The 9,263-nt window shown below is 42.5% G+C and carries 9 protein-coding genes; all 9 read right to left on the bottom strand.

Features of this window, described 5'->3' with window-relative positions; all coding sequences use genetic code 11:
- Positions 1–50 precede the first annotated feature (50 nt).
- Complete coding sequence (locus tag QNH43_RS07775) at positions 51–1,340, bottom strand: solute carrier family 23 protein (protein WP_076366637.1); 1,290 nt, start codon at positions 1,338–1,340, stop codon at positions 51–53.
- A gap of 176 nt (positions 1,341–1,516) precedes the next feature.
- A complete protein-coding gene (gene pyrR / locus QNH43_RS07770; protein ID WP_283918309.1) occupies positions 1,517–2,059 on the bottom strand; it encodes a bifunctional pyr operon transcriptional regulator/uracil phosphoribosyltransferase PyrR in 543 nt (180 codons plus the stop codon).
- A 196-nt stretch (positions 2,060–2,255) separates the two neighbouring features.
- Positions 2,256–3,173, bottom strand: a complete 918-nt coding sequence (locus QNH43_RS07765; protein ID WP_076366639.1) for an RluA family pseudouridine synthase — start codon at positions 3,171–3,173, stop codon at positions 2,256–2,258.
- Positions 3,166–3,636: a signal peptidase II gene (lspA, locus tag QNH43_RS07760; RefSeq protein ID WP_063231919.1), complete on the bottom strand. Its 471-nt coding sequence runs from the start codon at positions 3,634–3,636 to the stop codon at positions 3,166–3,168. The genes QNH43_RS07765 and lspA overlap by 8 nt, the downstream gene beginning before the upstream one ends.
- Positions 3,637–3,844: 208 nt before the next feature.
- Positions 3,845–6,613 (bottom strand): isoleucine--tRNA ligase, encoded by a 2,769-nt coding sequence (gene ileS / locus QNH43_RS07755; RefSeq protein ID WP_283918308.1) that lies wholly within the window; start codon positions 6,611–6,613, stop codon positions 3,845–3,847.
- A 393-nt stretch (positions 6,614–7,006) separates the two neighbouring features.
- Positions 7,007–7,522, bottom strand: a complete 516-nt coding sequence (locus tag QNH43_RS07750) for a DivIVA domain-containing protein (RefSeq protein WP_034313857.1) — start codon at positions 7,520–7,522, stop codon at positions 7,007–7,009.
- Positions 7,523–7,607: 85 nt separating this feature from the next.
- On the bottom strand, positions 7,608–8,381 hold the full coding sequence (locus QNH43_RS07745) for a YlmH family RNA-binding protein (protein ID WP_283917377.1): 774 nt from the start codon (positions 8,379–8,381) through the stop codon (positions 7,608–7,610).
- Between the two features lie 132 nt (positions 8,382–8,513).
- Positions 8,514–8,780, bottom strand: coding sequence for a YggT family protein (locus tag QNH43_RS07740; protein ID WP_053345253.1), 267 nt, complete (start codon positions 8,778–8,780; stop codon positions 8,514–8,516).
- A gap of 6 nt (positions 8,781–8,786) precedes the next feature.
- The gene (locus tag QNH43_RS07735; RefSeq protein ID WP_076366647.1) at positions 8,787–9,251 is read right to left on the bottom strand and encodes a cell division protein SepF; all 465 of its coding nucleotides are present in this window, start codon (positions 9,249–9,251) and stop codon (positions 8,787–8,789) included.
- Positions 9,252–9,263 lie beyond the last annotated feature (12 nt).

Raw genomic sequence — 9,263 nt, 5'->3', positions numbered from 1 at the left:
GCCTCTCTGGACTTCTTTTAAAAGGTGATTTATTGTTTTGATGCAGTATCTTATTTTTCAAATATATCTCCGGATATTTTTTCACGGTCCGGAAGAATCAAGTTAAGAAGGATTCCGACGATGGCTGAAAGTGCCATTCCGGAAAGCGATACCGTTTCCGATAGTTGTACGAACGCTCCTCCGATTCCTAACACCAGGATGACTGAAGCTATCATCAGGTTCCTTTTCTTGTCAAAATCGACCTTATTATCAATCAGCATCCTCAATCCACTTGATGCGATGATACCGAAGAGCAAGATGGAAATGCCGCCCATCACAGCTGTAGGTATCGAGCTGATGACTGCTGAAATCTTCCCGTTAAAGCCAAAGATGATTGCTGTCAATGCGGCCCCACCGATGATATACACACTGTACGCCTTTGTCATAGTCAGGACCCCAATATTCTCGCCATATGATGTCAGCGGCGGCCCACCGATTAAGGAACCAATCATGATTCCTGCTCCATCTCCTAAAATCGAGCGATGCAAACCGGGATTTTCCAAAAAATTTCTGCCGACTACTTTGCTCAGTACCATCTGGTGTCCGATATGTTCTGATAAAGTTACGATGGCGACCGGTACCATGATGGCAATGACTTCCCATGAGAAGGACGGTGTATAGGTTACATATGGAAACATGAATTCAGGCATTTCCCACCATTGTGCTGACTTGATCGGTTCATAATCGATTATTCCTGCAACAGCCGAACAGCCGTAGCCGACTATGATTCCGATTAAAATGGGGATCAAGTTAATGAATCCCTTAAAGAACACGTTACAGATGATGGTTACCGCTAAAGTGATCAGCGCTATCACTATATATGTGACGCTGTATTTATCTTGTGGATCATACATTGCCATGTCCACGGCCGTACCGGCAAGGCTTAACCCGATTACGATAATCACCGGACCCACCACAACCGGAGGAAGTATGTTCATCAACCAGCTCAATCCGACTTTTTGGATAATCAAAGCTACTATCCCATATATGAACCCTGCTGCAAAACAGCCGATCATGGCCGCTTCCGGACCTCCTAGAGCCTTAGCCGCGATGATTGGCGTAATGAAGGCGAAAGATGAACCGAGATATGCTGGTATCTTACCTTTGGTTATCAATAAGTATGAAAGTGTGCCCAATCCGCTTGAAACCAGTGCTACCGCCGGGCTTAATCCTACCAAGAATGGCACCAGTACCGTTGCACCGAACATGGCGAACAAATGCTGGATGCTTAACGTAATCCACTGCCCAGCCTTTGGCACGTCCTCGACATCCAGTACGATGTCCCTTTTAGTTTCTTCCATTTCCGTATCCCCCTCATGAAAATTCCATCAAAACTGCAAAAACCCTCTTTGCAATATACAAAGAGGGTTTCTCAGAAGGCGAATGCCTATGCGTAGGCAGAGCTCTCCCGATTGACTCCCCTTTGCCAGCCTCTCTGGACTGTCTTTAAAAGGGTAATATGAAATTTTCATGTTGTTTAGTTTTCTAATATAGTAACTTGATCTACTAGATCTACTTCTGTTAAAGTAACTGTAATTTTTTCAGATTGGGAAGTCGGTACATTTTTCCCGACAAAATCCGCGCGAATCGGCAATTCCCTATGTCCCCTATCTACTAATACGGCGAGCTGGATCTGCGAAGGTCTTCCCAAATCCACCAGAGCATCCATTGCCGCTCTAACGGTTCTGCCTGTGAAAAGAACATCATCCACTAAAATCACTTTCTTGTCAGTGATGTTGACCGGAATGTCTGAGCCTTTTACGATGGGTTCCCCATCATTGGTCTTTTTCGAAAGGTCATCGCGATAAAGTGTAATATCCAGTTCACCAAGTTCTATTTCCTTGCCTTCTATTTGATTGATGCGCTTTGCAAGTCGGTCTGCGAGGAAAATCCCGCGAGTGCGTATCCCGATTAAGACGCAATCCTCAATACCCTTATTTTTCTCAATAATTTCATGGGCAATTCTCGTCAAGGCTCTGCTAATGGCCTTCTCATCAAGTACTATGGCTTTCTCATTCAACACGTCGGCCACCCCGATTCCTTTTTTCTGATAGGTCAATTTCAACAAAAAATCCTCATGCCAAGAAGGCATGAGGATTTTATCGCCATGGGCATGGTTATCCCACTTTGCGTATCCGTTTCCTTCTCAGTCTCTCTGTACTGTGTTAAAGGTTCTTGTTAAGTTGTTATTATAATATATCAGAAAAACGAATTTGTCAATCCTTACTTCTACGCAATTGATTAATTAGATTTTCAAACTCTTCCGGGATCGGAGCTTCGAACTCCATATACTCATTTGTACGTGGATGAATGAAACCTAGAAGACCCGCGTGCAACGCTTGTCCATCTAATTTCAGCGTCTTTTTCGGACCATATTTAGGATCTCCAGCCAGTGGGAAGCCAATGTATTTCATGTGAACACGGATTTGATGTGTTCTTCCTGTTTCAAGCTGGCATTCCACCAAAGTGAAAGCTTTGAAGCGTTCGATGACACGAAAATGCGTGACAGCATTTTTGGAATTCGAATCTGTGACAGTCATGCTTTGGCGATCTTTTTTATCGCGGCCGATCGGTGCATCGATCGTTCCGAAGTCATGGGGGATCACACCATGAACTACAGCTTGATACTTACGGGTAACCGTTTTGTCAACAAGCTGCTGTACCAGTTTCTCATGTGCCATATCATTTTTGGCAACCATCAATAAACCTGATGTATCCTTATCGATCCGATGGACGATTCCAGGCCGCATGACTCCGTTAATTCCAGAAAGATCCTTGCAGTGAGCCATCAATCCATTTACAAGCGTGCCAGATACATGTCCCGGTGCCGGATGGACGACCATGCCGCTTGGTTTATTAACAACTAGTACATCTTTATCTTCATAATAGATATCCAAATCCATTTCCTCTGCTACCGCATCCAATTCCTCAAGATCAGGAATCGTCACTTCGATTGTATCGCCAGGAATAGCTTTGTAATTCGTCTTTATCGCCGTGCCATTTACCAAAACATGATCATCCTTAATCCATTGCTGGACCTGAGTGCGTGACCATTCCTCATTCAAAGTGGAAAGAGCCTTATCAATCCTAACTCCTTTTAGTGTTTCATCGATGCTGTATAACCTTTTATCCATTATCTTTCTCCTTAGCGTTTTTTTCTTCTAAAAACATATGAATCACGAGCAGTCCGACACCAATTGAAAGCGCAGCATCAGCAACATTAAATACCGGGAAACTGTAGCTGAAAATATAGGTATGAACGAAATCCACTACTTCCTGACGAGCAACACGATCGATGAAATTACCAATCGCACCGCCTAGCATGAGAGCAAGTGCAACTCCAAGCAAAATGCTTTCCTTCGCCATTTTCTGAATATAATAGACAAGTCCAATAATGACAGCGATGGTGATGATGTAGAAAAACCACATTTGACCTTGTAGAATTCCCCATGCTGCCCCACGATTACGATGCGAGGTGATATATAGAAGGTTTTCAATAATTTCAATGCTTTCTCCGTACTCCATTTTTTTCACAATCATCCATTTTGTCAGCTGATCGAGAGCTATGACCAAAAGGGCAATCAAATAATAAAACACATTTTTTCCCCCAAACTAATCAAATCTTCACTTTTGAATTGTAGCATAAACTAGAAATAATGACTAATCCGAAAAGCAGAAGTCTGCTAACTGTATTTAAAGAATATCGGGAAGATTGGATAAAGGTAAAATTCCCTATTGGCGTTTTAGCTTTCATTCCCGCAAAAAAGCCGGCCCTTTTTAAAGGGACCGGCTTTTCTTGTGGGAATTATTGATTCACGTAATGCTCTTTCACAACAGTAGCACAACGCGGGCAAAGTGTTGGATGTTCTTCCACTTGACCTACTTCCTTCGAAACATTCCAGCAACGTTCACACGTTTCACCTTCTGCTTTTGTAACAAGGATCGCTATATCCTCAAGTTTAACAGCATCTGCTGGGGCACTTGCCACATCGCCAGCGATTTCGAATTCGGAAACGATGAATAGCTGTTCAAAGCTTTCCTTGATGCCATCAAGCAGGTTCTTCGTTTCTTCATTAACATATACCATCACTTTAGCGTTCAGTGATTTTCCGATGATCTTCTGGTTACGGGCTTCTTCTAATGCTTTCAGAACATTATCACGGACATCCATGAACGCCGTCCATTTTTCTTCAATGACTTCAGCATCATCAATGGAAATTTCTTCAGGCATCAATGTCAACTGTACACTTTCTTCCGTTACACCCGGAATGAACGCCCATACTTCATCAGCTGTATGAGAGAGGATCGGTGACACCAATTGGGTTAAGCTGACCAATGATTCGTAAAGGACCGTTTGAATCGCCAAACGCTCTTTACCATTAGGAGCTTCACAATAAAGAATGTCTTTTGCATAATCAAGGTAGAACGAACTTAAATCCTGTGTACAGAAATTATTGACCATATTATAAATTGTAGCAAACTCATAATTTTCATAACTTAGCTTCGACTGTTTGATCAGTTTATTCAATTTAACGAGCATGTACCGATCGACTTCAGGCAATTCTTGGACTGCCACTTTATCGGTTTTTGGATTGAATCCATCCAAGTTCCCTAATAGGAAGCGGAATGTATTACGGATTTTACGGTAAACTTCCGAAACTTGTTTTAAAATAGGATCGGAAACCCTGACATCCGATTGGTAATCCACCGAAGCTACCCAAAGGCGTAAGATATCTGCACCAAGTTGGTTCATGACCTTGGATGGCAGTACAACGTTCCCGATCGACTTACTCATTTTACGGCCTTCGCCATCCAATGCGAAACCGTGGCTAAGTACACCTTTATATGGTGCTTTGCCTGTTACTGCAACACTTGTTGAAAGCGATGAGTTAAACCAGCCGCGATATTGATCTGACCCTTCTAAATAAAGGTCTGCAGGCCGTTGCAAGTCGTCTCTTTCTTCAAGTACCGCTTGATGAGAAGAACCGGAATCGAACCAAACGTCCATGATATCCGTTTCTTTCGTGAAGATACCGTTCGGGCTGCCTTCATGTGTATAGCCATCAGGCAGAAGATCTTTCGCTTCACGCTCAAACCAGATGTTTGAACCGTGTTCACGGAATAGATTTGAAATATGGTTGATTGTTTCATCCGTAATGATCGGCTCGCCATTTTCTGCATAAAACACTGGAATTGGCACTCCCCATGCACGTTGGCGGGAAATGCACCAATCCCCGCGGTCACGGACCATATTGAATAGGCGCGTTTCGCCCCAAGCCGGTACCCATTTCGTTTCTTCAATCGCTTCCAGAAGTTCACTGCGGAAGTCTTTGATTGACGCGAACCATTGTGCTGTTGCACGGAAGATCGTTGGCTTCTTCGTCCGCCAGTCATGAGGGTAAGAGTGCGTAATGAACGACAAGTTCAATAACGCGCCTGCTTCAGTTAATTTTTCGGTAATAGGTTTATTCGCTTGATCATAAAATAATCCGGCAAATTCCCCTGCCTCTTCCGTCATGACACCTTTTTCATCCACTGGACAAAGTACGTCCAAGCCGTATTTTTGCCCAACGATAAAGTCATCTTCACCATGGCCAGGCGCAGTATGAACGCAACCCGTTCCAGCTTCAGTCGTTACGTGCTCACCTAACATCACTAAAGATTCGCGGTCATAAAGAGGGTGTTTGGCAACGGCACGGTCCAACTCGCTTCCTTTTACTGTTTTCAGGATAGACGGGTTTTCCCAGCCTAATGTTTCCGTAACCGACTCAAGCAGTGCCTCAGCAAGTAAGAATTTTTCATTTTCGACAGCCACTACTACGTAATTTAATTGCGGATGCAATGAAATACCAAGATTAGCCGGAATCGTCCATGGAGTTGTCGTCCAGATGATGATTTTGACGCCTTCTTCGATTACACCTTTGCCATCTGTGACTTCAAAAGCAACATAAATGGACGCAGAACGTTTGTCTTGATATTCAATTTCTGCTTCGGCAAGAGCTGATTCACTTGACGGGGACCAGTAAACAGGTTTTTTCCCTTTATAAATATAGCCTTTTTTCGCCATTTCACCGAACACCTTGATTTGCTGGGCTTCATATTCAGGCTTTAATGTGATATAAGGATTATCCCAATCACCACGGACCCCTATTCTCTTAAACTGCTCACGTTGATTGTTAATCTGACCATAAGCATACTCTTCACAAAGCTTTCTGAATTCGGCAACGCTCATTTCTTTCCGTTTCACGCCTTTTTTTGTCAATGCCGTTTCGATTGGAAGCCCATGCGTATCCCAGCCAGGTACATACGGTGCTTGAAAACCGCTCATTGATTTAAATCGGACAATGAAATCCTTTAAAACCTTATTCATTGCATGGCCCATATGGATATCGCCGTTGGCATACGGAGGTCCATCATGCAAAATGAATAAAGGACGCCCTTCCGTTTGTTCTTGCACTTTCTTATAAATGTTCATTTCATTCCATTTTTCTTGGATTTCCGGTTCACGTTTCGGCAAATTCCCTCGCATTGGAAATTCAGTTTTAGGCATCAATAAGGTATCTTTGTATTCCATCATAAAATCCTCCATCCGTCTTTACATAAATTCATTCGAACCGATGACTTGATATCCGGCCAAAATAAAAAGCCTTCTCATCCCTAAAAAAGGGACGAGAAAGCTTAGCTTCCCGCGGTACCACCCTGGCTAGAAAGATCCACAAAGTGAATCCAACCTCTCGAGCATTCGTAACGTGAATGAAACGCTTCATTTACTTACTGCAAAAGCAGGTTCAACTCAGAACTCAAGGGTGATCTTCAATATCTTCGCTTATTCCGGGCTTTCACCATCCCCGGTTCGCTAAAAATAAGTGTGTGAAGAATTTACTTTCCCTGTCATCGTCTAATTTCATAATGAATAGTATTGTTAAAAAATTATATGCGAAAAAAGTGTTCAAAGTCAAGGAATCGTTTAAATTTCCTCTTCCACTCTCTCATTTAATTCTATTTCAGTCGCATCCACTTCATAATCCAGAAGATGATCCCAATCGTCATTGTCCAGCAAATCGAGCTGTGCACCTACAAGCATTTTGAAACGCGTCCGGAATACTTTGGATTGCTTTTTCAAATCCTCAATATCCATCGCTATTTTCCTTGCTTTCACGAGTGACTCATTGACGATCCTGTCCGCGTTTTTCTCTGCTTCCTTTATGATCAGTTTCGCTTCTTTTTGGGCATTGCGCCTTAATTCTTCGGCGGCTTCCTGAGCGACAATAATCGACTTGTTAAGTGTACCCTCAATTGTCGTAAAATGTCCCAAACGATCAAAAGTCTCGTTCAGTTTATCTTCAAGTTCTTTCTTCTCCCTCAAAATCAGTTCATAATCTTTAATGACCTGGTCGAGAAATTCATTTACTTCATCTTCATCATACCCACGAAATACTTTGTTAAATTCCTTGTTATGTATATCTATCGGGGTTAAGGGCATTACGGCACCTCCAGAACGGTTTCTACTCTAGTATGTTAAAACTCTATATTCGACAATAAATTTATAAATCCTGCTTTTTATCGAATTATTTTTGTCTGCCTAACGAGATTCTCCACTTATCCTTCTTGGTTTTCCCATCGATTGAAGCTATTTTACATCTGCCAAAACCTCTGATGGAAAGTGTATCACCTTCACGGCATTCTTCCGAGACGTTTTCCGTTTGCTTGAAATTCACCTTTACTTTTCCTGATGTTATCAAGGTCTGCGTTTTTTGACGGGACATGTTCAGGACGGACGATAGCACACTGTCTAGCCTAAGAGAACTGACGGTGGTTACTTGCTCTTCCCATTTTTCTTTAACTTGGACGATATCTTCGATCGGAAGCCGTCTGATGGAAACAGAAGCATTACCTATTTTCTCCAGATTCCCTGTGAGATATGAATCCATCTCCTCGGCAGCTATAAATTGAGTATGCTCCTCCGTCACTATTATATCACCAAATTTTTCACGTTTTACCCCTAGTGACATCAAGGTTCCAAGTATTTGCCTATGTTCAAGCGTAACAAACTTTTTTGGATAGGAGATATCGTATAAGGAGATATTGAAATCCGATGGTTCAGGAGAGTAATAATCAGGGTAAATGAGCACACGTTTTCGCTCTACGAAATCGCCCCCGCCATTGAATTGCAGTTTCGCATCAGGATCATTGCCCAATAAGGAAATTAGGATTTCCTGCTGACGCGGATCAAGAAAATCAGATAGTTTCGGAGCGTAGGAATTCTTAACCTGATCGATCCAATTCATAGCCTGGTCAATAAAATCTTTTTCCTCCGGCCTGAAATGCTGATAAATACTCATGATTGAATAAATGCTCCTTAGTTATCAAATTAATGGACGATCATAAGTAAGTAATTAGACGGCTCTGCGTTGCTACTACACAGCGGAGAATCTTCCGACTGTGTAGTAAGATCATGTCAGGTTAGTTGTTGATCATCCTATTAAGGTCTGTAAGTAATAGATTCCATAACCGCTGGCAAAATTAAGTACCAGCAAAGCCACAAGAGGTGAAAGATCGATCATGCCAAGCGGCGGGATGAACTTTCTGAACGGTTCTAAATACGGTTCGCAAATCTTTTCAAGAAATTGACCAATCGATGTCTCCCTTGCATTGGGGAACCATGACATCAATATGTAACCGATTAATGCCATTGAATAAATTTCAATTAAATAATATAAACCCTGAAGCACTAAACCCATTAACCATTACCACCTCGCTTCTTCGTACTCCTCTTCGGCGGCGAAGCCGGTAATATTACCGGAAACATCGACATTGTCCGGGGTACATAAGAATATATCTGTTCCGATTTTTTGGATATCCCCGCTGATTGCATAAACAGTCCCACTTAGGAAATCAATGATTCGCTTTCCTTGGTCATGCTGGATGCGTTGAAGGTTCACGACTACAGCGCGCCTGTTTTTTAAATGGTCAGCTACCTCCTGGGCTTCTGCATAAGCACGAGGCTCCAATAATACTACTTTAGAAGATTTCTGTACGCTTTGCAAACTTACGATATTCTGATTGGCATGATTCCCTGCAGAAGCGGACTGATGCTGTTTAGCTGACTTCACGACTTTTGGTTCAGCCTCCTCTTCTTCCATCACTTCATCCTTGTACTCATACTCATCATCCAGCGCGAAATAAGATTTAAATTTTGATACGAACGACATCTATAGGGTACC

The organism is Peribacillus simplex (genome assembly GCF_030123325.1).
GTDB classification, from domain to species: Bacteria; Bacillota; Bacilli; order Bacillales; family DSM-1321; genus Peribacillus; species Peribacillus simplex_D.
This window is presented reverse-complemented; position numbering and strand designations above follow the sequence as displayed.